Annotated in this window: 22 protein-coding genes, 3 tRNA genes and 1 pseudogene; 17 read left to right on the top strand and 9 right to left on the bottom strand. The window is 58.8% G+C overall.

Annotation, left to right across the window (positions count from 1 at the left end):
• Positions 1 to 27 precede the first annotated feature (27 nt).
• Complete coding sequence (locus EH206_RS18655; RefSeq protein ID WP_009114432.1) at positions 28 to 906, bottom strand: U32 family peptidase; 879 nt, start codon at positions 904 to 906, stop codon at positions 28 to 30.
• An 11-nt stretch (positions 907 to 917) separates the two neighbouring features.
• Entirely contained in the window at positions 918 to 1,913 is a 996-nt protein-coding gene (gene ubiU, locus EH206_RS18650) for a ubiquinone anaerobic biosynthesis protein UbiU (protein ID WP_009114431.1), read from the bottom strand.
• A gap of 306 nt (positions 1,914 to 2,219) precedes the next feature.
• Here ubiU and ubiT point away from each other — a divergent pair, with 306 nt between their 5' ends.
• Together ubiT and EH206_RS18640 are read left to right on the top strand one after the other, a co-directional pair.
• Positions 2,220 to 2,744 carry a ubiquinone anaerobic biosynthesis accessory factor UbiT gene (ubiT, locus tag EH206_RS18645; RefSeq protein WP_009114430.1) on the top strand — a complete coding sequence of 175 codons (525 nt, stop codon included), beginning with the start codon at positions 2,220 to 2,222 and terminating at the stop codon, positions 2,742 to 2,744.
• On the top strand, positions 2,738 to 3,247 hold the full coding sequence (locus EH206_RS18640) for a GNAT family N-acetyltransferase (protein ID WP_009114429.1): 510 nt from the start codon (positions 2,738 to 2,740) through the stop codon (positions 3,245 to 3,247). Before ubiT ends, EH206_RS18640 begins: the two co-directional genes overlap by 7 nt.
• Here EH206_RS18640 and EH206_RS18635 read toward each other — a convergent pair.
• Entirely contained in the window at positions 3,206 to 3,532 is a 327-nt protein-coding gene (locus EH206_RS18635) for a GIY-YIG nuclease family protein (RefSeq protein ID WP_040344118.1), read from the bottom strand. The two genes, EH206_RS18640 and EH206_RS18635, sit on opposite strands and share 42 nt — an antisense overlap.
• Positions 3,533 to 3,674: 142 nt before the next feature.
• Between EH206_RS18635 and EH206_RS18630 the strand changes: the two genes are divergently transcribed.
• The 5 genes from EH206_RS18630 (at position 3,675) to deoD (ending at position 9,331) form a co-directional block, all read left to right on the top strand.
• A complete protein-coding gene (locus tag EH206_RS18630; protein WP_009114427.1) occupies positions 3,675 to 4,739 on the top strand; it encodes a cation diffusion facilitator family transporter in 1,065 nt (354 codons plus the stop codon).
• A gap of 215 nt (positions 4,740 to 4,954) precedes the next feature.
• Positions 4,955 to 5,734, top strand: a complete 780-nt coding sequence (deoC, locus tag EH206_RS18625; RefSeq protein ID WP_009114426.1) for a deoxyribose-phosphate aldolase — start codon at positions 4,955 to 4,957, stop codon at positions 5,732 to 5,734.
• 65 nt (positions 5,735 to 5,799) lie between these two features.
• Positions 5,800 to 7,131 (top strand): thymidine phosphorylase, encoded by a 1,332-nt coding sequence (gene deoA / locus EH206_RS18620; RefSeq protein ID WP_009114425.1) that lies wholly within the window; start codon positions 5,800 to 5,802, stop codon positions 7,129 to 7,131.
• Between the two features lie 61 nt (positions 7,132 to 7,192).
• Positions 7,193 to 8,416 carry a phosphopentomutase gene (gene deoB, locus EH206_RS18615; RefSeq protein ID WP_009114424.1) on the top strand — a complete coding sequence of 408 codons (1,224 nt, stop codon included), beginning with the start codon at positions 7,193 to 7,195 and terminating at the stop codon, positions 8,414 to 8,416.
• Between the two features lie 195 nt (positions 8,417 to 8,611).
• On the top strand, positions 8,612 to 9,331 hold the full coding sequence (gene deoD, locus EH206_RS18610; RefSeq protein WP_009114423.1) for a purine-nucleoside phosphorylase: 720 nt from the start codon (positions 8,612 to 8,614) through the stop codon (positions 9,329 to 9,331).
• Positions 9,332 to 9,375: 44 nt separating this feature from the next.
• Here the strand turns inward: deoD and EH206_RS23660 are convergent, their stop codons facing one another.
• Entirely contained in the window at positions 9,376 to 9,618 is a 243-nt protein-coding gene (locus EH206_RS23660; RefSeq protein ID WP_425456680.1) for a hypothetical protein, read from the bottom strand.
• A gap of 232 nt (positions 9,619 to 9,850) precedes the next feature.
• Here EH206_RS23660 and EH206_RS18600 point away from each other — a divergent pair, with 232 nt between their 5' ends.
• Entirely contained in the window at positions 9,851 to 12,091 is a 2,241-nt protein-coding gene (locus EH206_RS18600) for a TonB-dependent receptor (protein WP_009114422.1), read from the top strand.
• 524 nt (positions 12,092 to 12,615) lie between these two features.
• On the opposite strand, the gene rimI is transcribed toward EH206_RS18600, so the two are convergent.
• Both rimI and EH206_RS18585 read right to left on the bottom strand, forming a co-directional pair.
• Entirely contained in the window at positions 12,616 to 13,059 is a 444-nt protein-coding gene (gene rimI, locus EH206_RS18590) for a ribosomal protein S18-alanine N-acetyltransferase (RefSeq protein ID WP_009114421.1), read from the bottom strand.
• Positions 13,004 to 13,441: a DNA polymerase III subunit psi gene (locus EH206_RS18585; RefSeq protein ID WP_009114420.1), complete on the bottom strand. Its 438-nt coding sequence runs from the start codon at positions 13,439 to 13,441 to the stop codon at positions 13,004 to 13,006. The genes rimI and EH206_RS18585 overlap by 56 nt, the downstream gene beginning before the upstream one ends.
• Positions 13,442 to 13,571: 130 nt before the next feature.
• Between EH206_RS18585 and rsmC the strand changes: the two genes are divergently transcribed.
• Positions 13,572 to 14,615, top strand: coding sequence for a 16S rRNA (guanine(1207)-N(2))-methyltransferase RsmC (gene rsmC / locus EH206_RS18580; RefSeq protein WP_009114419.1), 1,044 nt, complete (start codon positions 13,572 to 13,574; stop codon positions 14,613 to 14,615).
• A gap of 3 nt (positions 14,616 to 14,618) precedes the next feature.
• Here rsmC and EH206_RS18575 read toward each other — a convergent pair whose 3' ends face one another.
• Positions 14,619 to 15,611 (bottom strand): aldo/keto reductase, encoded by a 993-nt coding sequence (locus EH206_RS18575; RefSeq protein ID WP_009114418.1) that lies wholly within the window; start codon positions 15,609 to 15,611, stop codon positions 14,619 to 14,621.
• A 75-nt stretch (positions 15,612 to 15,686) separates the two neighbouring features.
• On the opposite strand from EH206_RS18575, the gene EH206_RS23655 reads away from it, so the two are divergent.
• From EH206_RS23655 to EH206_RS18555, 5 genes and pseudogenes are all read left to right on the top strand, one after another.
• A complete protein-coding gene (locus EH206_RS23655; RefSeq protein ID WP_369750598.1) occupies positions 15,687 to 15,884 on the top strand; it encodes a helix-turn-helix domain-containing protein in 198 nt (65 codons plus the stop codon).
• Positions 15,811 to 16,017, top strand: a pseudogene (locus tag EH206_RS18570) (LysR substrate-binding domain-containing protein); the annotation flags it as partial. The gene EH206_RS23655 and the pseudogene EH206_RS18570, both read left to right, overlap by 74 nt.
• 117 nt (positions 16,018 to 16,134) lie before the next feature.
• A tRNA-Leu gene (locus EH206_RS18565) sits at positions 16,135 to 16,221 on the top strand.
• An 82-nt stretch (positions 16,222 to 16,303) separates the two neighbouring features.
• Positions 16,304 to 16,390: transfer RNA gene (locus tag EH206_RS18560), tRNA-Leu, on the top strand.
• A 46-nt stretch (positions 16,391 to 16,436) separates the two neighbouring features.
• Positions 16,437 to 16,523 (top strand) — tRNA-Leu (locus EH206_RS18555).
• A 41-nt stretch (positions 16,524 to 16,564) separates the two neighbouring features.
• Here EH206_RS18555 and EH206_RS18550 read toward each other — a convergent pair.
• Entirely contained in the window at positions 16,565 to 16,855 is a 291-nt protein-coding gene (locus tag EH206_RS18550; RefSeq protein WP_009114417.1) for a DUF1435 domain-containing protein, read from the bottom strand.
• Positions 16,856 to 16,961: 106 nt separating this feature from the next.
• Entirely contained in the window at positions 16,962 to 17,855 is an 894-nt protein-coding gene (locus tag EH206_RS18545) for a LysR family transcriptional regulator (RefSeq protein WP_009114416.1), read from the bottom strand.
• A gap of 129 nt (positions 17,856 to 17,984) precedes the next feature.
• On the opposite strand from EH206_RS18545, the gene budA reads away from it, so the two are divergent.
• From budA to fhuF, 3 genes are all read left to right on the top strand, one after another.
• On the top strand, positions 17,985 to 18,767 hold the full coding sequence (gene budA / locus EH206_RS18540) for an acetolactate decarboxylase (RefSeq protein WP_009114415.1): 783 nt from the start codon (positions 17,985 to 17,987) through the stop codon (positions 18,765 to 18,767).
• 39 nt (positions 18,768 to 18,806) lie between these two features.
• On the top strand, positions 18,807 to 20,486 hold the full coding sequence (gene alsS, locus EH206_RS18535; RefSeq protein WP_009114414.1) for an acetolactate synthase AlsS: 1,680 nt from the start codon (positions 18,807 to 18,809) through the stop codon (positions 20,484 to 20,486).
• Positions 20,487 to 20,631: 145 nt separating this feature from the next.
• Positions 20,632 to 21,426, top strand: a complete 795-nt coding sequence (gene fhuF / locus EH206_RS18530) for a siderophore-iron reductase FhuF (RefSeq protein ID WP_009114413.1) — start codon at positions 20,632 to 20,634, stop codon at positions 21,424 to 21,426.
• The last annotated feature ends 84 nt before the right edge of the window (positions 21,427 to 21,510 follow it).

The raw sequence follows: 21,510 nt of genomic DNA, 5'->3' as shown, positions 1-21,510 counted from the left end.
GGGCCCGGCAGCGCAACAGCCCGAATCTTACGGCACCAGCTCCAGCCCGGCGACCCGGCGCCAGTAGCCGTTGCAGTCGGCGTTTTTTTCCAGCGCCAGCGGCGCCTGACCCTTTTCGTTGGCGCGGAAAGCGTCGACCATCGCCAGCGTATCCATCCCCTGCGGCGACAGACGCACGATATCCACCAGTCCGGCCATGCCGGGGAGTTCGTTGCCCAGGTTATAGCAGTAGCCGCTCTGCGTCTGGATGCCGTTGAGCACGAACACCTGCTGATCTTCCTGAGACAGCACCTTGCGCCCCTGCGGGTAATGGATGCAGCAGGTTTCGCACTCATCCTTGGCGCGGTTTTCCGAACGGGCGGTAAAGCAGCGGGCGGAATACGCCAGCGGTAGATGGCCGTAGCTCAGCACTTCAACCTCAAACTGGTTGCGGAACCCCAACTCGTCGCACTGGTTAAGCAGGTTTTGCAGCCAGTCGCGGGACAGTTCGACCGGCATACACCAGCGCATCATGCCCTGTTTGCTCAGCAGGCGCAGGGTATAGGCGTTATAGCAATTGAGGGCGTGTCCGGCGACAAACGGCAGATGGCGATCGGCCGCCATATTGACGGCGCCGAGATCGTTCGCTTCCAGCAGGAAGTCGCCGTTTTCCACGTAGCGTTTCAGCTCGTTCAGCTCCGACGGCGCCTGGAGCAACGCCAGTGTGGAAATAACCACCTGTTTGCCGCTGGCGGCGAGCTGCCGGGCGAGCTCGAGCCAGTCGGCGACTTTCATCGCCCGCCGCTTGCTGCAAACGGTTTCGCCAAGATAGACAATGTCCGCGCCGCTGTGCGCCGCGGCCTGATAGAACACGGCGATATCGTCTTTGGGCCAGTAGTAGAGGATGGCGCCCAGTGCATATTTCATCTTGTCTCCTGCTACTGCCATTTGCGGTGATAGGCGCCCAGCGTGGTTTGCGTGCCTTCCGCCACGGCGCCGAGGGTATCCATCCACTCCTGCGTCGGGCTGAATGCGGCGGGGTCGGCGACGCAGCGGTCAATCGCCTGCCGCCAGACGCGGGTGATCTGGCTGACATAGGCGGGACTGCGCTGGCGCCCTTCTATTTTTACCGACGCGATATTGGCCGCCAGCAGTTCGGGCAGCAGTTCCAGCGTATTCAGGCTGGTGGGCTCTTCGAGCACGTGATAGCGCTGCCCGTCCACCAGATAGCGTCCCTTGCATAGCGTCGGGTAGCCGGCGTTTTCATCATCCTGATAGCGGTCGATCAGCACGTTATTCAGGCGCGACTCCATCCCGCGCGCGGTTTGCTGCCAGCGCACAAAGCGCGCCGGCGAGCAGGCGCCCACCGTATTCGGCGACTCGCCGGTCAGGTAAGAGGAAAGATAGCAGCGCCCTTCCGCCATAATGCACAGGCTGCCGAAAGCAAACACTTCCAGCGGAACCGGGCTGGTGCGCGCCAGCTGTTTTACCTGATGGATGGAAAGCACCCGGGGCAGCACGATACGCGAGACGTCAAAGTGGCGCTGGTAAAAATGAATCGCCTCGGTATTGGTGGCGGAAGCCTGCACCGAGACGTGTCGTTCAATCTCGGGGTAGCGACGCGCGGCGTATTCCAGCATCGCCAGATCGGCCAGGATCAGCGCGTCCGCGCCGGTTTGCGCCGCCATATCCACGGCGCGCTCCCAGCGCTGGTAACCGTCCGGGTGGGCAAAGGTATTGATGGCGATATGCAGTTTGCGCCGGTGACGGTGCACGTAATCGCGGGCTTCCTGCAGTTTCTTGTCGGTAAAGTTGAGTCCGGCGAAGTGGCGGGCGTTGGTGTCGTCTTTCAGGCCGATATAGACCGCGTCCGCGCCATTGTCGATAGCGGCTTTCAGTGCCGGAAGGTTTCCGGCGGGGCAAAGCAGTTCCATACACTTTCCTTCATTAATCAAAGCACTCGAACGCGCCGAGGCGATCAATGATGTTGGTGGATCAATGAAATTTTTATCAGTCGATAAATATTTTTAACAATAGATGATGTTAATTAAGCCGTCAGCGCAGGACTTTGATTTAAACCAGCTAATCGTGTAATGAACGGCTAAGCCTTGCATCCGCGCTGTCGGCAGCGGTGAAGAACCGGCTAAATTATTGACATAGACCTCGGCTGCTTTGGCGCGATGTGGCAAAATGAGTGCAGATTATCTGAACCGTCGGATTGCTTTAAGAGGAGTACGCCAGTGTTGGAAAAACTACGGGCGCGGATTGTGCGTCAAGGGCCGGGCTTATTGGGCAAGCCATTAAAGTTCACTCCTTTTGCCATACGGCGTCAGGTTCTGGAACAAATGTTGCGCTGGCAGTTTCGCCAGGCGCTGGAAGAGGGCGAACTGGCGTTTCTGGAAGGTCGCTGGTTGAGGATAGAGGTGCGGGACGTCGGGCTGCGGTGGTTTATGACGCTGCGCGATAACCGGCTGGCGGTGAGCGATGAGGAAACGGCGGATGTCAGCTTCAGCGCCGATGCCAACGATCTTGTGCTGATCGCGGCGCGTAAGGAAGATCCCGACACGCTGTTTTTCCAGCGCCGTTTGCGCATCGAGGGCGATACCGAACTCGGGCTGTACGTAAAAAACCTGATGGACGCCATCGAGCTGGAAGCCATGCCCGCGCCGCTGCGCATTGGGCTGCTGCAACTGGCTGATTTTGTCGAAGCGGGGCTGCGGGAGGGCGTGGTGCAATCGACCGATCACGCGCCCGCTTCATGTTAGTGCGCGTTGAAATTCCGGTGGATGCCGCAGGGATCGACAGTCTGTTGCGGCGGTCGTTTCCGACCGACGCCGAAGCCGAGCTGGTTCATCAATTGCGCGAAGACGGTCAGCTGACGCTGGGGATCGTGGCGACGGATGATGAGGGCGGGGTGGTGGGATACGCCGCTTTCAGCCCGGTGCTGCTCGAAGGGGAAGACCGCCAGTGGGTGGCGCTGGCGCCGCTGGCGGTGGAGGAAAGCCTGCGCCGCCGGGGGATTGGTCAGCAGTTGGTGTACGAGGGGTTGGATGCGCTGAATGAGTTCGGCTACACCGCCGTGGTGGTACTCGGCGATCCGGCCTACTATGGCCGTTTTGGCTTTGTTTCCGCCGCGCAGCAACAGCTGCACTGCCGCTGGCCGGAGGGCGCCGCGGCTTTTCAGGTTTATCCGCTGACGGATAACCATTTTGAAGGCGCGAGCGGATTAGTGGAGTATGCCGAGCCCTTCCATCGTTTTCTGGCATAGGCCATCGGACAACGACGCAGGCTGGTCGCGCACCAGCCTCTCTTTCTGGCCTTTGCTCAACTGCTTGATGCGGTACTCCAGCTTTAACGCACTTGAGCGGCTGCCCGCCGGACACTGGAACACCAGCGTCAACGCGCCTTTTCCCCGCAATGCCTTCGCGCCTTTTCCCGCCTGATGCTGAGCCACACGGCGCGCCACATCGGTGGTAATGCCGGTGTAGAGCAGGCCGCTTGTCGTACGCAGCATATACAGATACCAGCAGGGGTCGGCGGGGCGTTCGGTCATGGCATGGTTATCACTCATGGTTATCGCTGTTGTTGCATCGGGTCCCGGCATTTTACGGTGACGGGCGACGGGTGTCGATGCTCGCCGACCGGCGCTGCGTTATACTCAGTTTCAGTACCCATGAGTCAGGGGCGGAGAAGAGATGTCGCAAATACCACAAACATACGGATCGCATTCTCACGTTTTTGACGCCGGCAATCCTCTGGCGGAAAGGAACACCCGATATGCCGCATTGTTGACTGCGGTGATGATGGTGGCGGAAATCGTCGGTGGATGGTACTTCAACTCCATGGCGCTGCTGGCGGATGGTTGGCATATGAGTTCGCACGCGCTGGCGCTGGGACTGTCGGTGATGGCTTACGCCGCGGCCCGGCGGCTGGCGGCGGACCGCCGTTTTACCTTCGGCACCTGGAAGATCGAAGTCCTGGGCGGATTTACCAGCGCCATTTTGCTGGTGCTCGTCGCCATCGTGATGCTGTACGAGTCGGTAGAGCGGCTATTTTATCCGGCCGCCATTCAATACAATCAGGCCATTGCGCTTGCCGTGGGCGGGCTGCTGGTTAACCTGGCCTGCGCCTGGCTGCTGCGCGGCCACCATGACCACCATGACCACCATGACCATCATGACCATCATGACCATCATGCTCACGGCGATCGTGCCGCACATCATCAGCATATGCATCATCAACATAGGCATCAAGATCGCCACGCAGACCATGATCATGCCGCATCGGGCCATCACCACGCCCATGAGCCGCCAGCGCATGAAAGGCATCAGGATCTGAATCTGCGCTCGGCCTACCTTCACGTGATTGCCGATGCGGCAACCTCCGTTCTGGCGATTGCGGCGCTGATCGGCGGCAAGCTCTGGGGCGCCGCCTGGCTGGATCCGGTTATGGGCATGGTGGGCGCGGGGCTTGTTGCCGTGTGGGCCTACGGGTTGATTCGCCAGACGAGCCGCGTTTTGCTGGATGCCGAAATGGATGCGCCGGTGGTGAACGAAATCCGGGAGGTTATTACCGCCAGTCCCATTGCCGCCGAACTTACCGATTTGCACGTATGGCGGGTGGGAACGGCTAAATACGCCTGTATCCTGAGTTTGACCACCGCTCAGCCGGTCAGCCCGGATTATTACAAGCTGCGTCTGGCGGCGCATAAAGGGCTGGTTCATATCACGGTGGAAATCAACGTCGCCGGCGGGGGATAGCCGCAACCTATAATTGGCGCAATAAATCAGGAATAGTGCATTATATGTGTCCCAGATCACATATAATCTCACCCTATTACATCATTGTTACATTAAGTGTGAATGGCAACGCAAAATAGCCCGGCGCGGCATGGTCAAATACCCATGATGTTATCCAATATCTACCTAGCCATAATCCCTCGCCGGTCGGACCGGCTGACCAGTTGGAGAGTTGTATGACAATGTTAACCGCTGTGGCGCAACGCGCGCTGGAGCTGATGGATTTAACCACCCTTAACGATGACGATAGCGATGAGAAAGTGACGGCGCTGTGCCGGCAGGCGAACAGCCCGGCGGGCAAAACGGCCGCTATCTGTATCTATCCGCGCTTTATTCCGCTGGCGCGCAAGGTACTGCGCGAGCAGGGAGCCCCGGAGATCCGTATTGCCACCGTAACCAATTTCCCCCACGGCAACGACGACATCGCTATCGCGCTGGCGGAAACCAACGCGGCGATTGCCTACGGCGCGGATGAAGTGGATGTGGTCTTCCCTTACCGTTCATTGATCGCCGGCGACGCGCAAATCGGGTTTGATCTGGTGCGGGCGTGTAAAACGGCCTGCGAGGCGGCCAATGTGCTGCTGAAAGTGATTATTGAAACCGGAGAATTGCAACAGGACGCGCTGATTCGCCAGGCCAGCGAGATCGCCATTGACGCCGGCGCCGATTTTATCAAAACCTCCACCGGCAAAATCGCGGTCAACGCCACGCCGCACAGCGCGGAAATCATGCTGCGGGCGATTCGTGATAAAGGCGTGGGCGAACGAGTGGGATTCAAGGCGGCGGGCGGCGTGCGCACCGCGGCGGAGGCGGCAATCTATCTGCAACTGGCCGATGAGATTATGGGACCGGAGTGGGTTAACGCGCGGCATTTCCGCTTCGGGGCATCAAGTTTGCTGGCCAATCTGCTGTCGGCGTTGGGCCATCAGTCAACGGTCCGGCACGGCGGTTATTGAGCGCGCGCCACCAGCGATTGCAAAATATAAACGGTGCTTTTATTCACTCATCAGGAGAGCATGCTTTGTTTCTGGTTCAGGAAATCATTCGCAAGAAACGTGACGGCAATCCCTTGAGCGACGAAGAGATCCGCTTCTTTGTTAACGGCATCCGCGATAACACGGTGTCGGAAGGGCAAATCGCCGCGCTGGCGATGACCATCTACTTCCATGATATGTCGATGGCGGAGCGCGTTTCCCTGACGCTGGCGATGCGCGACTCCGGCACGGTGCTTGACTGGAAGCGCCTGAATTTGAACGGGCCGCTGGTGGATAAACATTCGACCGGAGGCGTAGGGGATGTGACCTCGCTGATGCTGGGGCCGATGGTCGCCGCCTGCGGAGGATACGTTCCGATGATCTCCGGGCGCGGGCTGAGTCATACCGGCGGCACGCTGGATAAGCTGGAATCCATTCCCGGGCTGGATATTTTCCCGGATGACGCCGCTTTCCGGCGCATCATCCAGCAGGTCGGCGTGGCGATTATCGGCCAGACCAGCTCGCTGGCGCCGGCGGATAAGCGTTTTTACGCCACGCGCGACATTACCGCCACGGTGGATTCGATACCGCTGATCACCGCCTCCATTCTGGCGAAAAAACTGGCTGAAGGGCTGGATGCGCTGGTGATGGATGTCAAGGTGGGTTCCGGCGCCTTTATGCCGACCTATGCGCTTTCGGAGCAGTTGGCGCAGGCGATCGTCGGGGTCGCCAATCATGCGGGGTGCCGCGCCAGCGCGCTGCTGACCGATATGAATCAGGTGCTGGCCTCCAGCGCCGGCAATGCGCTGGAGGTGCGCGAGGCGGTGCGTTTCCTTACCGGGGAGCATCGCAACCCGCGGCTATATGAGGTGACGATGGCGCTGTGCGAAGAGATGCTGCTGGCCGGCGGGCTGGCCGACTGCGCCGCGGACGCCCGCGCCCAGATGCAAAGGGTGCTGGATAACGGCCAGGCGGCGGAGGTGTTCGGCCGGATGGTGGCGGCGCAGCGCGGTCCCGCCGATTTTGTCGATCATTATGCGCGCTATTTGCCGGCCGCCACGTTAAGCAAGCCGGTTTTTGCCGACCATGACGGCATTGTGACCGCCATGGATACCCGGGCGCTGGGCATGGCGGTGGTGACGCTGGGGGGCGGACGCCGCCAGGCCGGCGATGTCATTGATTACAGCGTGGGGCTGAATGAGGTGGTTCGCCTGGGAGAGCGCGTCGACGGCCAGCGGCCGCTGGCGGTGATCCACGCCAATACGGAAGCGCAATGGCGGCAGGCGGCGAACGACGTGCGCGCGGCGATCGCTGTGGGCGAGCAAGCGGCGCCGACAACGCCGGTTATCTATCGCCGCATGAACGCGGACGAGGTGTGATCTCTATTTTCCAACGCCGACAGGCTGTGCCTGCCGCGTGTAACAATGCAGGAGATAAATAATGAAACGTGCCTATATTATGGTGCTCGACTCGTTTGGCATCGGCAGCAGCGCCGATGCGGAGCGCTTTGGCGACGCTGGTTCGGATACGCTGGGCCATATTGCCCAGGCCTGCGCGGCGGGCAAGGCCGACCAGGGGCGCGAAGGGCCGCTGCATTTGCCCAACCTGAGCCGCTTGGGGCTGGGAAAAGCGGCCGAGGAGTCCACCGGCGCTTTTCCTGCGGGTCTGGATCCGCAGGCGGATATTATCGGCGCCTACGCGTACGCCAGTGAAATTTCCTCAGGCAAGGATACCCCGTCAGGCCACTGGGAAATCGCCGGGGTGCCGGTGCTGTTCGACTGGGGCTATTTCAAGGATGAAGAAAACAGCTTTCCGCAGGAACTGCTGGATAAGCTGGTGCAACGCGCCAATCTGCCGGGCTATCTGGGCAACTGCCACTCTTCCGGCACGGTGATCCTGGATAAGCTGGGCGAAGAGCATATGAAAACCGGCAAGCCGATTTTCTACACCTCCGCCGACTCCGTATTCCAGATTGCCTGTCACGAAGAGACGTTCGGTTTGGAGAAACTCTACGAGCTGTGTGAGATTGCCCGCGAAGAGTTGACCGCCGGCGGTTACAACATCGGCCGGGTGATTGCCCGTCCGTTCGTCGGCGATAAGCCCGGCGACTTCCAGCGCACCGGCAACCGGCACGATCTGGCCGTGGAGCCGCCGGCGCCGACCATCCTGAAAAAGCTGGTGGAAGAACAGGGCGGCGAGGTGGTGTCGGTGGGCAAGATTGCCGATATTTATGCGCAGGTCGGTATTACTCAAAAAGTGAAGGCCACGGGAATTGACGCGCTTTACGATGCGACCCTGCGGGAAATGGACAAAGCGGGAGATAACACCATCGTATTTACCAACTTCGTCGATTTTGACTCATCCTACGGCCATCGCCGGGACGTGGCGGGATATGCCGCCGCGCTGGAGCTGTTCGATCGTCGCCTGCCGGAAATGCTCTCGCGGGTGACCGGGGATGACATCCTGATCCTCACCGCCGACCACGGTTGCGACCCGACCTGGCACGGCACCGACCATACCCGCGAAAATGTGCCGGTGCTGATTTACGGCCCGAAAGTGAAACCCGGTTCCTACGGGCACCGCGATACGTTTGCGGATATCGGCCAGACGGTGGCGAAGTATTTCGGGTTATCGGCGATGGATTACGGCAAGTCGATATTGTAAAACGCTTACCGCGGCCCCCTCCCGGCTTCCCCCTTGCCAGGGCGGGCGTTCTCCCTCCCCTGCGAAGGGGAGGGCCGGGGTGGGGTCGGGTCAAACGATTGCTGAACTTACGTCGCGCCTGGCGCGACAGGTGTTTTTAACCTTGCGCCTGCTGGAGCGCGAGTGATTTTATGTTGATTAATAAGGAATAAAAGCATGGCTACGCCACATATTAATGCGGAAAGGGGTGATTTTGCGGACGTGGTACTGATGCCGGGCGACCCGCTGCGCGCAAAGTATATCGCCGAAACCTTTCTGGAAAATGCCCGCGAAGTCAACAATGTGCGCGGCATGTTGGGTTTCACCGGCACCTATAAAGGCCGCAAGATTTCGGTGATGGGCCACGGCATGGGGATCCCCTCCTGCTCCATCTATGCGAAAGAGCTGATCACCGAGTTCGGCGTGCAGAAAATCATCCGCGTTGGCTCGTGCGGCGCGGTGCGCGGCGACGTAAAACTGCGCGACGTGGTGATTGGCATGGGCGCCTGCACCGACTCCAAGGTAAATCGCCTGCGCTTTAAAGACCATGACTACGCCGCCATCGCGGATTTCGACATGGTGCGTAACGCCGTGGATGCCGCCAAAGCCCAAGGTGTGAACGTGCGCGTCGGCAATCTTTTCTCCGCCGACCTGTTCTATACGCCGGACCCGCAAATGTTCGACGTGATGGAAAAGTACGGCATTCTGGGCGTGGAGATGGAAGCCGCCGGCATTTACGGCGTGGCGGCGGAGTTCGGCGCCAGGGCGCTGGCTATCTGCACTGTCTCCGACCATATCCGCTCCGGCGAACAAACCACCGCCGAAGAACGCCAGACCACGTTTAACGAGATGATCGAAATCGCACTGGAATCCGTTCTGCTGGGCGATAGCGAGTAATCCGGCCGTACCCGCCCTGCCGGCCGGCTATCGGTGGCAGGGCGTTAGACAAAAGTGCTTCTCGAACCGGGCGCACACCGCGGGCCGATGGCTCGCGGCCAGCACGATCGTCCCGGCAGCGACAGCCGCTGCTGCTCGCCGCCGGACAACTGCCACAGGATAACGATAAAGGAGAAAAAGCGGGCGATGTTTTTCAACAGCGACAGCAGCAGTTCCAGGCTTTGCTCAATCAACAGCCGGATATCCTCGGCGATGCGCTGATCGGGGTTATCCGGTTCGCCGCGCAGGCTGAGCCGGTAGTGGGCGCCATGGGTCAGCCATAGCCGTTCAAAAATGCCGCGTCATATCCTGGCGGCGGCCCATTTTGCCGGGCTTTATTTCTCCCGGTTATCAGGAAAGTCGATCCCGGTAAAAAAGTTTGCAGGGAAATTATTATGTCGCTTGCAATAATTGCAATCATTCGCATAATCGCGAAAGCAAATAATTATTATTTATATTTAACTTTCCCCGGAACCCCCCATGACAATTTCAGAAATATCCAAACAGGCGGTAATTCCCCGCAGCGCGCCGACGCTGCTTGCGTTGCTGATCGGCGCGGCCGCCGCCGGCGTCGCCATGCCGCTGGCGGCGGAGACCTCCGCTTCCGCGCCGCAGCCTGGCGCATCGGGCAGTAAAGACACCATCACGGTTATCGCCAAACCGGAAGATAATTTCCGTTCCGGCGGCGATGAGCTGGTTCCCGCGTATCTGGACGGCCAAATCGCCAATGGCGGACGGGTGGGGTTTCTGGGGCAGCAAAACGCGCGCGACGTGCCGTTTAACGTCATCAGCTATACCGATAAGATGATCCTTTCGCAGCAGGCGGAAACGCTGGCCGACGTGGTGAAGAATGACGCCTCGATCCAAACGCTGAAAGGCTACGGCAATTTTATGGAAACCTATCGCATTCGCGGTTTTGTGATGGACGGCGACGATATCACCTTCGGCGGTCTGTACGGCGTAATGCCGCGTCAGATGGTTTCCACCAATATGATCGAGCGGGTGGAAGTGTTTAAGGGCGCGAATGCCTTTGTTAACGGCGTGTCCGGCGGCGGCGTAGGCAGCGGCGTCGGCGGTTCGGTCAACGTAGAGCCGAAGCACGCCGCCGACGATGCGCTGACGCGCGCGACCGTTGACTATGAATCCAGAGGCAAGGTGGGCGGCGCGTTGGACGTCGGCCGGCGTTTTGGCGATAACAATGCGTTCGGCGTGCGCGTCAACGTCTTGCACCGCGAAGGGGAGAGCGCCATCCACAACCAGAAAGAGCGCATGTCGCTGGCCTCCGTCGGGCTGGATTATCGCGGCGATCGTTTCCGCACCTCGCTGGACGCCGGCTACCAGCATCAGTCCGTTCACGGCGGGCGCATCGGCGTCGGGGTCGGCAGCGCCACCCGCATTCCGGAGGCGCCGGACGCCACGCTGAACTCCAGTCCCAGTTGGGTTTATACCGATCTGAAAACCACCTTCGGCATGTGGCGCGGCGAATATGACGTGGCCGATAACTGGACGATTTATTCCGGGGTCGGCAGCAGTCGCGCGGATGAAGAAGGGAATTACGCCTCGCCGACGTTAAGCGACAATAACGGCAACGCAACGTTGTCCCGGTTAAGCGTCCCTCTGGAGCGCGATACCTTCTCCGGCATGTTGGGTATTCGCGGGCAGTTTGATACCGGTTTTATCAAGCATAAGGTCAATCTGGGCTATTCAGGCGTGTACACGAGAAACAAGACGGCTTATACCATGTCTGAGTCCGTCGGGCCGACGAATATCTACCGTCCGGGCGACATCGGGTATCCACCAACAGAATGGGCGGATGGCGATATGAATAACCCGAACGTGCGCGCCCGGATCAGAAGCTCGGGTATCGCCTTGTCCGACACGCTGTCGGTGTTGGACGATAAAGTGGCTTTGACGCTCGGTCTGCGGCGGCAGGAAGTGATGGTGCGTAACTATGATTATGATGGCGTCGAAGAGAGGGACAGCGCTTTTAACCGCACCAAGGTAACGCCAGCCTACGGTCTGGTGGTTAAACCGTGGCAACATATTTCGCTGTACGCCAACCATATCGAGGCGCTGTCGCCAGGAAAAACCGCGCCGTATAATGCGGCGAATGTCGGCCAGGTAACCGGAATTTATGTCGCCAAACAAAACGAAGTGGGCGTGAAATTTGATTACCAACGCGTAGGCGGGTCATTGGCACTGTTTGAAATAGAAAGGCCGAATGAGTATATCGATAGCCAAACGGGCAACTACGGCCTATTTGGCGAGCGCCGCCATCGAGGGATGGAGTTGAACGTCTTCGGCGAGCCGACGTTCGGCCTGCGCCTGAACGGCAGTGCCACCTGGATTGCGGCGCAGCAGACGAAAACGCAGGACGGCAACAACGACGGCAAGGATGTTATCGGCGTACCGCGTTATCAGCTGGTCTTGGGGGCGGAATACGATATCAAACCGCTGGAAGGGCTGACGGCGACGGGCACGGTGATCCGCTCCGGTTCGCAATACGCCAACCAGGATAATACCCTGAAGCTGAAGCCCTGGACGCGACTGGATCTCGGCGTGCGCTACAGTATGCCGCTAAACGACCAGACGCTGACCTGGCGCGCCAATATCGAAAACGTCACCAATGAGAACTACTGGTCATCCGTCAATGATGACGGCACCTATCTTTACCAGGGCGACCCGCGTTCGCTGAAGCTGTCGATGTCGATCGATTTCTAAATCGTCGCCACCCCCTCCCGGCCTCCCCCTTGTCAGGGGGAGGAGCCAACTCCCTCCCCTGTGAAGGGGAGGGTCGGGGTGGGGTGAAACACTACAGGCGACGCCTGCCGCCACCCCCTCCCGGCCTCCCCCTTGTTAGGGCTATCTCTTATACACAAATCCAAGGAACCTCTAGAGGCCATGTGTATTCTGGTCTTGGGTTCATTCTTGGTTCTTTGTTCTTTGTTCTTTGCTTTTCGTCGGCGTAAGAAATCACGCTGAGGTGGACGCCCCCGCGAATGCGCCGCAGGGAAGCGGCGCATTCGCGGGGGCGTCCGCCGAAGGCATCGCGTCAGCGACGTGATTTCAGCCACAGCCCGGGTCCGGAGGGTGGTGGCGCTTGAACCACCCTGCGTCGGGCGCGTGCTGCGACATAGCAGAGAAATGACGGCCTTCTAGCGCACGAAATAGCGCTGAACTCACATATACCGTTAACAGTAAATATGTGACTAAGAGACAGCTTGTTAGGGGGAGGAGCTAAAACGTTACCCCAGCGGCAGCGCCATAATTACGGCGTCTTCACGGCCGGCGGCGGTGGGGTAGTAGTCGCGCCGCAGCGATACCTCGTTAAATCCCAGGCTTTCGTACAGCGCTAGCGCCGGTTGGTTCGAGGCGCGTGCCTCCAGCCACAGCGTAACAATGCCGCGTTGCTCCAGCTCGTTAATCACATGCTCCAGCAACTGGCGGCCAAAACCGCGGCGCTGGTGGTCCGGGTGAACGGCAAGGTTGAACAGCGTGGCTTCGTCCAGCACCACCTGGGTGATGGCGTAAGCCGCCATCTGCCCGTTATGGCTCAGCTTGAGGTTGAAATAACGTTCGCCCTGATTGCCGGCAAAGGTTTTTACCGTCCAGGGAAAGGCGTGGCTGGCTTGTTCAATCTGAAAGGCTTGCGCCAGATCGGCTGGCGTCAGGGGTGATATCACATTCATGTTTACAAATCTGCTGCCAGAGCGCCCGTTTGGCGTCGGCGTTGTGGTAAAGCTCGGCCAGCGCCGGGCTGGTGAGTTGAACGCCTTGCAGCGCCAGCGGTTGATCAACGCCCAGGCGCCAACTGTGGCAGCGGGCGTCGTCGGGGAGCATCACCACCTGCTGCGGCGTCAGGGTGAACGTCTGCTCGGGCGTCAGCGCCAGGCTGCGCAGCACGTCGGCCAGCAGCGGATCGTCGTCGGCCGGCGGTTCGGATGACACGATAACCAGACGCGCCTGAGCGGGCAGACTGACGGCGATTTCACCCTGCAACACCGCCGGGCGCTTTAGCGTCCACTGCGTAATACCCAGTTGTTGTAGCAGCCAGTCACGTCTTGATGCCATGCTTTATCCCGTGCGGATCGCGTTTGTGCCGTCTATGCTAGCAAACCCGTCCGACATGCGCCAACATCGCTGCAACTTCGGGGATGAAGAGTATATAATCCCCGCTCAATTATTAAGGAGCTTCCGCCTGATGTCCGCATTAACCCCAGCCAGTGAAGTCATACTGCGCCATAGCGACGAATTTATCCCCCGCCGGGTCCTGTTTGCCGGTGATTTACAAGACACCTTGCCCGCGCAGTTCGACGCCGCCGCCGTGCGCGTCCACGCCACCCAGTTTCATCACTGGCAGCAACTGCAGCGCTCGCTGGAGGATAATATTCACTACGGCCTGCTGGCGGATGCCGCGCTGGCGGTGGATTGCGATACGCTGATCTACTACTGGCCGAAGAGTAAACAGGAAGCGGAGTTTCAGCTGTTTAACCTACTGTCGCTGCTGCCGGTCGGTTGTGAAATCTTTGTGGTGGGGGAAAACCGCAGCGGCGTACGCAGCGCGGAAAATATGCTGGCCGAGGTCGCGCCGTTAACCAAAATCGACAGCGCCCGGCGCTGCGGGCTGTACCACGGACGGATTGAAAAACAGACTACCTTCGACCTGGCGGAATGGTGGGAAGAGTATGTGATTGACGGCGTGACCGTGAAGGCGCTGCCCGGCGTATTCAGCCGCGACGGGCTGGATCCGGGCAGTCAACTGCTGCTTTCCACCTTTGAGCCGCACATGAAAGGCAAAGTGCTGGATATCGCCTGCGGCGCCGGCGTGCTGGCCGCGGTGCTGGCGCAGCGGTCGCCGAAACTCCGCCTGACGCTCAGCGACGTCAGCGCCGGGGCGCTGGCCTCAAGCCGGGCGACGCTGGCGGCGAATCAGCTTGAAGGGGAGGTTATCGCCAGTAACGTGTACTCGGAGATTAACGGCCGCTTCGACCTGATCGTCTCCAATCCGCCGTTCCACGACGGTTTGCAAACCAGTCTGCAGGCGGTGGAAATGCTGATCCGCGGCGCGGTGGCCCATCTGCCGATCGGCGGGCAGCTGCGCATCGTCGCCAATGCGTTTCTGCCTTATCCGGCGCTGCTGGATGCGGCGTTCGGCAGCCACGAGGTGCTGGCACAAACCGGGCGTTTCAAGGTCTATCAGGCGACGGTCGGCCGTCCGCCGCGCGCCGCCAAAGGCCGCCGCTAAGCCTTAGCGATCGAGCGTCGCCATTCCCTCGGCGCTGTAGCGTTCCCCCGCCGCGGCATTGAAAGGAAAGATGGCTTCGATCGCCGCCAGCTCTTCCTCGCTCAGGGCGACGTCCAGCGCGCCGATGTTCTCCTCCAGATAGCGGCGGCGTTTGGTTCCCGGGATCGGCACAATATGCTCTCCCTGCGCCAGAACCCAGGCCAGCGCCAGCTGTGAGGGCGCCACGCCTTTTTCCTTAGCCAACTGATTCACCTTGTCCACCAATTGCCGGTTTTTGGCAAAGTTATCTCCGGCAAAACGTGGGTTGCTACGGCGGAAATCATCGGCGGCCAGGTCGTCCGGGCTGCGGATGGCACCGGTAAGAAAACCGCGGCCCAACGGGCTGTAGGGCACGAACCCGATGCCAAGACGCCGGCAGGCGGGCAGGATGTCGGTTTCCACATCCCGCGTCCATAGCGAGTATTCGCTCTGCAGGGCGGTGATGGGATGCACCCGATGAGCGCGTTCCAGCGTTTCGGCGGAGGCCTCGCTCAGGCCGATATAGCGAATTTTCCCTTCCTTGACCAGGTCGGCCAGGGTTCCGACGCTCTCTTCAATCGGCACCGTCGGGTCGACGCGATGCTGATAGTAGAGGTCAATCACCTCTACGCCCAGCCGCGACAGGCTGCCCTCAATCGCCCGGCGGATGTACTCCGGCTTGCCGCTGACGCCTCGCAGATCGGGGTCGGTCGGATCGCGCAGAATGCCGAACTTGGTGGCCAGGAAAACCTGCTGGCGTTTTCCCTTGATGGCTTTGCCGACCAACTGCTCATTGGTATGGGGACCGTACATATCCGCGGTGTCAAGCAGCGTTATGCCTAACTCCAATGCTCGGTGCAGCGTGGCGATGGCCTCTTTTTCATCCTGAGCGGTGGAGTAAAAATCGCTCATTCCCATGCAGCCTAGCCCAAGCGCGGAAACCGACGGGCCGTTAAGACCTAGTTGACGTTGTTGCATCCTGTCGTCCTCATGTGGGGGTGGAAAGCCGGATCAGTGTGGTTGTTTATTGGATAAAGATAAATAACCCATTTCATGCAACACTATTCAAAAATCAACAACAATGGGGGCGTGATGGATCAGATTCAGGCGATGCGCATCTTTGTGCGTATCGCGGAACTGGGGAGCTTTAGCCGCGCGGCCGAAATGCTGTCTTTGCCGCGCCGGATTAGGGCTGATTCAGGCGCCGCGCCACAGTTTGCGGCGCTGGCTGGACAGCGGCGAACTGGTTGAAATTCTTAAGGATACGCCGCCGCCGGATATGCCGCTGTATGTGATGTATCCGCCGGGGCGTTTCCTTGCTCCGCGCATCCGGGTATTTATCGAATGGCTGAATGAACGCTTTGCCCGGCCATTGTCATCCTGAAGGTGATGAATTTTGCAGCAACCCCCGCATTTCGGAGGAAATAATCATTGACCTTGACGCTAAAACCTCTAGAATTCGCCTCCGTGGTGGCACTGCGTAAGGCAGTGTTGCTGGATTGCGAAGGTGGCGGAATTGGTAGACGCGCTAGCTTCAGGTGTTAGTGCCTTAACGGGCGTGAGGGTTCAAGTCCCTCTCTTCGCACCACATCGCCACGATTGTGTTTCATAGTAATGTGCCGCACAATAACTGTAACTGTGCTTCACGGTAAATTCGTATCGCAAACATTGCGAAGGTGGCGGAATTGGTAGACGCGCTAGCTTCAGGTGTTAGTGTCTTAACGGACGTGAGGGTTCAAGTCCCTCTCTTCGCACCATGCGGTGGTACGGGTCGGTCGGCGGCGCAAATTAAGCTTTACCTGTGCGAAGGTGGCGGAATTGGTAGACGCGCTAGCTTCAGGTGTTAGTGCCTTAACGGGCGTGAGGGTTCAAGTCCCTCTCTTCGCACCACTTCTCTGTTAATCTTTTTCCCTCTTTGATTATTTACCCGCTTATCCCAGCGTTAAATTAAACGCCAGGGACATAGCCGCCACTCCGCCAGCCAATGCAATGCAGGACGGCAAAAGCAAATAGTGTCGCAGACGGTGATGAAATAACATTGCCAGCGTCGCCAACAGGGCGACGGCGATAATCATTTTCAGATGCATCAGGTTAAGATCAAGCGCGGCCAGTAACGGCATGACGGCGCAGGGCAATAATACCCCCCAGGCGCTCGACAGCTGTTTTCCCATACACCAGCTAACGCCCCATAAACCGCATGCGGTAATCATCGCTGTCAGCATTTCATATCCGCCAAGAATGATAATGATAACCAATAGCATATAATAATTTATATCAATTACCACTCTTTTGGCGGCGCTTTGTCAGCAGCAGGCGGCGAGGAAATAGTCAGCCGGCCCGCCGCTGACTGCGCGACAACTGCACCATATTCATGACGATCGGCGTATGCTCGTGCTGGCGCCAGACCATGATGATCTGGGTAGTCAGGCGGATATCTTCTATGGCGTGATAGGACACATTGCCTATTTTGATGCAGGAGAGCGACTCGGGAATGATGGCGATGCCGAAGCCCGCCGACACCATGCCGATGGTGGCCGTTAGCTGCGGCGCCTGCTGGCTAAGCCGGGGTTCGTAGCCGGATAAATAGCAGGCGCGAATAATCATATCGTGTAATCCGGGACAAATTTCCTGCGGGAAGGTGATCAACGATTCCTGTTTCAGCTCGCTCAAATGGATGCGTTTTTTGTTATTCAGCGCGTGATCGGCGGGCAGCACCAGTTTCATCGGCTCCTCGGCCAGAAACTCGCTATTGAATTCGCGGCCGATATTGCACGGCAGACGAAGAAAGGCGACGTCGATATTTCTGTTGTGCAGTTCGGTAAGCAACTGCGGAGGATTATCCGTCCGCGGGCTTAACGACACATTCGGATAGCGCTGGCAATAGGCGTGTAGTAGCCGTAGCACCACCGGATGAAAAGAGGCGGATGAGGAAAAACCGACGTTGAAATTCCCTTCTTCTCCCCTGGCGATGCTTCTGGCGCGGTCAACGGCGGCATCGGTCAGTTTCAGGATCTGGCTGGCATCTTCATATAACACTTTTCCCGCTTCCGTCATTTCAACGCCGCGCGTCAGCCGTTTGAATAACGGCGTGCCTATTTCATGTTCAAGTTTTTTGATTTGCTGGCTGAGCGGCGGCTGCGATATGCCCAGGCTTTCCGCCGCGTGCGTGAAATGCCGGGCCTCGGCGACGGCAACAAAGTAGCGCAGGTAACGAAATTCCATTAGCGGGCTCCATATTTTTCAGATCTTCAAATGACGAGGTTTGTATATTGGAACTTTGTCTATGTTGGCGTCAATCTTTAAGAATGAGTTAGAAACATTTAAGTAATAACCCATCGAAAGAGAAAGCATATGAAAGAAGATAGTGGCGTAAATCCTTGCGTGGAAGAGATCGCAACCTATGCGCTTCAACATCGGCAGCACCATCCGGAGTGCGTTATTTATCAAACATCACTAATGAGTGGTTTAATCAATGGCGTGTACGAAGGTAGCCGGACGATGGAGGAGTTATTGCAGTATGGCGACTTTGGATTAGGAACGTTTAACAATCTGGACGGCGAACTGGTAGCCTTCAACCGCCTTATTTTCCAACTGCGCTCTGACGGCAGCGCGCGGGCGGCCAAGCCGCACCAGAAGACCCCTTTCGCGGTGATGACGTTTTTCCGCCCGACGGAAGAAGTCCATTTCAACAGTCCGATTGGTCGTCACCGTCTGCACCAGAAAATAGATAGCCTGGTGGGTACGGATAATCTGTTTTGCGCCCTGCGCATCGACGGCCGTTTCAAGTACGTTGAAACCCGTACCGTGCCGCGCCAGAAACGCCCGTATAAACCGATGCTGGAAGCCATCGCCCGGCAGCCGACGTTCCATTTTGAACATTGTCAGGGAAGCGTCATCGGTTTTCGCAGTCCGGCCTATACGCAGGGCATCAACGTTGCCGGCTATCATGAGCATTTTATTACCGACGATCGCCAGGGAGGAGGACACATCCTTGATTATGAGATGGAACGCGGCGTTCTGACGTTTGGGGTTATCTCCAAACTGATTATCGACCTGCCGCAGGATCGGGATTTTCTCAGCGCGGATCTGTCACCTGAAAATCTCGATAGCGCTATCCAGGCAGTGGAAAGTTAAGCAACGGTAGAATACGCAACATCTCAGAGGAGTGAGGCAATGGAAAATTCAACAGGTCAGCAGAGCTGGAACTGTGGCGCAGCCCTGGTGGTGAAACATCTGGAGCAGCAGGGGGTGCAATATGTATTTGGTATTCCGGGAGCAAAAATCGATCGCGTTTTTGATGCCCTGGAAGACTCGCCGATTCAAACCATCCCGGTGCGCCATGAAGCCAACGGCGCTTTTATGGCGGCGGCAATCGGACGACTGAGCGGTAAAGCCGGCGTGACGCTGGTGACCTCCGGGCCGGGCTGCTGTAATCTGGTGACCGGACTGGCGACCGCCACCTCGGAGGGCGACCCCCTGGTAGCCATCGGCGGCGCGGTGAAACGCGCGGAGAGCCTTAAGCTGACGCATCAAAGCCTGGACACCGTCAGCCTGTTCCAGCCGGTAACCAAATTCAGCGCGGAGGTCAGGGCCTCGTCGGCGATTTCCGAAGTGCTGGCGAACGCTTTCCGCGCCGCGGAAACGGGACACCCCGGCGCCTCTTTCATCAGCCTGCCCCAGGATATCATCAACGATCCGGTGACCAGCGCCGTACTGGTCCGCCCCGATCTGCCCGCGCTGAACGGCGCGCCCCAGGCGGAGATCGACAAGGTCGCGCGGATGATCCAGCGGGCCAAAAATCCTGTTTTGCTGCTGGGATTGATGGCGAGCCAGCCGAAAACCGCCGAGGCGCTACGCCGCTTGCTGCATCAAAGCCAACTGCCGGTAACCAGCACCTATCAGGCCGCCGGCGCCGTTGACCAGCAAAGTTTCGACCATTTCGCCGGGCGCGTCGGCCTGTTCAATAATCAGACGGGCGATAAGCTGCTGCAGCAGGCCGATCTGATTATTACGGTCGGCTACAGCCCGGTGGAGTATGACCCGGTATTGTGGAACAGCGGCAAAGCGGCGCTGGTGCATATCGACGTGCTGCCCGCCAGTATCGACAGCGCCTATCTGCCCGACGTGGAGCTGATTGGCGATATCACCACCACCGTCGATGCTCTGGCCGGCTGTATCCGTGCGCCGTTGGCCCTTTCGCCGCAGACGCAGGCTATTCTGCGCGACCTCTGTCAGCAACGGCGCGATCTGGCGACGCGCGGCATGAATATGCGCGGCTTTGCGATCCATCCGCTGCGGCTGGTGCGGGCGATGCAGGATATCGTCAACCATGACGTCACGCTGTGCGTCGATATGGGCAGTTTCCATATCTGGCTGGCGCGCTATCTGTACAGCTTCCGGGCGCGGCAGGTGCTGATGACCAACGGTCAGCAAACGATGGGCGTCGCGTTGCCGTGGGCGATTGCCGCGTCGCTGATTCACCCCGGTCAGAAAGTGATTTCGGTTTCAGGGGACGGCGGCTTTATGCAGTCCAGTATGGAGCTTGAAACCGCCGTGCGTCTGAACAGCAATGTGCTGCATATTATCTGGGTGGATAACGCCTATAACATGGTCGAGATCCAGGAAGAGAAAAAGTATCACCGCTCTTCCGGCGTCAAATTTGGGCCGATCGATTTTAAAGCCTATGCGGATGCGTTCGGCGCGCAAGGCTTTGCGGTCGAAGCGGAGGACGAGCTGGTGAGTAAATTGCGCCAGGCGATGGATGTTCAGGGGCCGGCGGTGATCGCCATTCCGGTGGACTATTCCGACAATCAGCGTTTGATGGAAGATCTGAATATCAGCCAGCTTATCTAGCCCTGCGCGTTGGGCGCCGGCCGGTCCCGACGGCGGAGGCATTAACGGGAAGCGCGCGGTTTGTCATTAGCGATAAACCCGGATACTATTGGCAATAGTTATCATTTCGTTTCCCGTTTATTCGCCTACCCTAGCGGAACCGCCTATGCCAACCGTCAAAAATATCGTCAGCACCGTTGCGCACCCGGCGTTTTCCGGCGGCGACCGGCGGCTGGCCGCCGAGTTAAACGCGTTGCTGCGCCGCTATCGCCCGCACTGTCTGGATAGCGTCAAGTTCGGCGAGGTTCCCCCGGAGGGGGCCATGACGCTCGCCGAGTGGTCGCGGCCCGAGGCGTTTCAGCGGCTGGTGCGGCGCTACGGTAATGAGCTGTATCGGCAACATCCGGACAAGCCGCATGAGGAAAAGCCGCTGCAATCATTATGGGCGCAGTGGTATTTCGGGCTGCTGGTGCCGCCGTTGATGCTGGTATCGCTGAAACACGTCGTGCTGCTGGACTGCTCTCCGAGCCGGATATATGTCGAATTCCACGCCAGTAAAGGACACCCGGCGGTGTTTTATATCGCGCCGCAGGCGCTGGCGCCGGAAATGGCCGGCGACTCGCCGCGGGCGCGGCTGGAGCGGTTGCTGCATCAGCATATCGCGCCGGTCATCAACACGCTGGATAGCTTCGGCGCGCTTAACGCCCGGCTTACCTGGAATAATACCGGCTATCTTATGCACTGGTTTTTGGGGGAGATGGCGCCGCTGATAGCGCCGGACCAACTCGGCCAGCTGCGCCACGATCTGTTCTTTTCCCGTTCACTGCTGGACGGCGGTGAAAATCCCCTCTATCGCACCATTATTCCCCGCGGCGGCCTTATGCGGCGCCGCAGCTGTTGCCAACGCTACCGTATTCCCGATGTCGCCCGCTGCGGGGACTGTACACTGAACGAAGTTTAATACCATCGGCGGCCGGGATGGTTTACGCTTTCAGACGTGCGGTCCGCGTTGAAAACGGGCGGCGAAACGGCAAACGGGAAGGGA

This window comes from Brenneria nigrifluens DSM 30175 = ATCC 13028 (assembly GCF_005484965.1).
GTDB lineage: Bacteria > Pseudomonadota > Gammaproteobacteria > Enterobacterales > Enterobacteriaceae > Brenneria > Brenneria nigrifluens.
This window is presented reverse-complemented; position numbering and strand designations above follow the sequence as displayed.

Excerpts from the sequence above, each read along its gene's own strand:
- deoB (WP_009114424.1), top strand. The coding sequence starts at position 7,193 with ATGAAACGTGCCTATATTATGGTGCTCGACTCGTTTGGCATCGGCAGC.
- EH206_RS18600 (WP_009114422.1), top strand. The coding sequence starts at position 9,851 with ATGACAATTTCAGAAATATCCAAACAGGCGGTAATTCCCCGCAGCGCG.
- rsmC (WP_009114419.1), top strand. The coding sequence starts at position 13,572 with ATGTCCGCATTAACCCCAGCCAGTGAAGTCATACTGCGCCATAGCGAC.
- deoD (WP_009114423.1), top strand. The coding sequence starts at position 8,612 with ATGGCTACGCCACATATTAATGCGGAAAGGGGTGATTTTGCGGACGTG.
- budA (WP_009114415.1), top strand. The coding sequence starts at position 17,985 with ATGAAAGAAGATAGTGGCGTAAATCCTTGCGTGGAAGAGATCGCAACC.
- EH206_RS18545 (WP_009114416.1), bottom strand. The coding sequence starts at position 17,855 with ATGGAATTTCGTTACCTGCGCTACTTTGTTGCCGTCGCCGAGGCCCGG.
- alsS (WP_009114414.1), top strand. The coding sequence starts at position 18,807 with ATGGAAAATTCAACAGGTCAGCAGAGCTGGAACTGTGGCGCAGCCCTG.
- ubiU (WP_009114431.1), bottom strand. The coding sequence starts at position 1,913 with ATGGAACTGCTTTGCCCCGCCGGAAACCTTCCGGCACTGAAAGCCGCT.
- deoC (WP_009114426.1), top strand. The coding sequence starts at position 4,955 with ATGACAATGTTAACCGCTGTGGCGCAACGCGCGCTGGAGCTGATGGAT.
- EH206_RS18635 (WP_040344118.1), bottom strand. The coding sequence starts at position 3,532 with ATGACCGAACGCCCCGCCGACCCCTGCTGGTATCTGTATATGCTGCGT.
- EH206_RS23655 (WP_369750598.1), top strand. The coding sequence starts at position 15,687 with ATGCAACACTATTCAAAAATCAACAACAATGGGGGCGTGATGGATCAG.
- EH206_RS18575 (WP_009114418.1), bottom strand. The coding sequence starts at position 15,611 with ATGCAACAACGTCAACTAGGTCTTAACGGCCCGTCGGTTTCCGCGCTT.
- EH206_RS18655 (WP_009114432.1), bottom strand. The coding sequence starts at position 906 with ATGAAATATGCACTGGGCGCCATCCTCTACTACTGGCCCAAAGACGAT.
- EH206_RS18550 (WP_009114417.1), bottom strand. The coding sequence starts at position 16,855 with ATGCTGACAGCGATGATTACCGCATGCGGTTTATGGGGCGTTAGCTGG.
- rimI (WP_009114421.1), bottom strand. The coding sequence starts at position 13,059 with ATGAATGTGATATCACCCCTGACGCCAGCCGATCTGGCGCAAGCCTTT.
- EH206_RS18630 (WP_009114427.1), top strand. The coding sequence starts at position 3,675 with ATGTCGCAAATACCACAAACATACGGATCGCATTCTCACGTTTTTGAC.
- EH206_RS18585 (WP_009114420.1), bottom strand. The coding sequence starts at position 13,441 with ATGGCATCAAGACGTGACTGGCTGCTACAACAACTGGGTATTACGCAG.
- fhuF (WP_009114413.1), top strand. The coding sequence starts at position 20,632 with ATGCCAACCGTCAAAAATATCGTCAGCACCGTTGCGCACCCGGCGTTT.
- EH206_RS18640 (WP_009114429.1), top strand. The coding sequence starts at position 2,738 with ATGTTAGTGCGCGTTGAAATTCCGGTGGATGCCGCAGGGATCGACAGT.